Origin of the sequence: Candidatus Pelagibacter communis (genome assembly GCF_001180225.1) — a bacterium.
GTDB lineage: Bacteria > Pseudomonadota > Alphaproteobacteria > Pelagibacterales > Pelagibacteraceae > Pelagibacter > Pelagibacter ubique_D.
This window is the reverse complement of record NZ_CVST01000030.1, coordinates 1-684: the sequence shown is the minus strand read 5'-3', so window position 1 is coordinate 684 and position 684 is coordinate 1. Positions and strand designations below refer to the sequence as shown.

General features: G+C 23.1%; 2 pseudogenes. Both read left to right on the top strand.

Going from position 1 to position 684, the window contains the following annotated elements:
• Positions 1–493: pseudogene (locus tag AMN99_RS05745) on the top strand (LPS-assembly protein LptD); the annotation flags it as partial.
• Positions 494–684 (top strand): annotated as a pseudogene (locus AMN99_RS05815) (hypothetical protein); the annotation flags it as partial. It lies immediately after the preceding pseudogene.

Genomic DNA, 684 nt, shown 5'->3' with positions numbered 1-684 from the left:
GGAAAATTCAATCCCAAATTCATCAACACTTAATAAAAAAACATCTAATCTATTTGGATCAGTTGAGAATAATTTTAATGAAAACATAAATCTAAATTATCAATTTTCACTGGACAATGATTTTAATTCCTTTGAATATAACTCTCTAACTACTAAGTTTAAATTAGGAAATTTTGTTACAAATTTTATATTTACAGAGGAAAGTGGAGAAAGAGGTGATGCCAATATTCTTGAAAATACAACTAGTATTAATTTTAGTGAGAACCATTTGCTAACATTTGGTACAAGAAGAAATAGAAGAATTGCCCTTACAGAGTATTATGACTTAGTTTATAACTATAAAAATGACTGCTTCCAAGCAGGATTTAAATACAAAAAAAGTTATTATGAAGATAGAGATTTAAAGCCAAATGAAGATTTGCTACTGACATTTACTATTAGCCCAATTACTTCTTATGAATATAAATTAGATCAAGATTTGTATAGAAATTAAATGTTTAATAGATATATTTACCTTTTTTTTATCTTTATTTTTATTTGTATTACTAAAGTTAGTTTATCTTTAGAAAATAAAATTTTATTCAAGATTAATGATCAAATAATCACAACGCAAGATATTGCTGATGAAATTAATTATTTAGGATTATTAAATAAAAATTTTTTAGACTTAAAAAAAAAACCAAA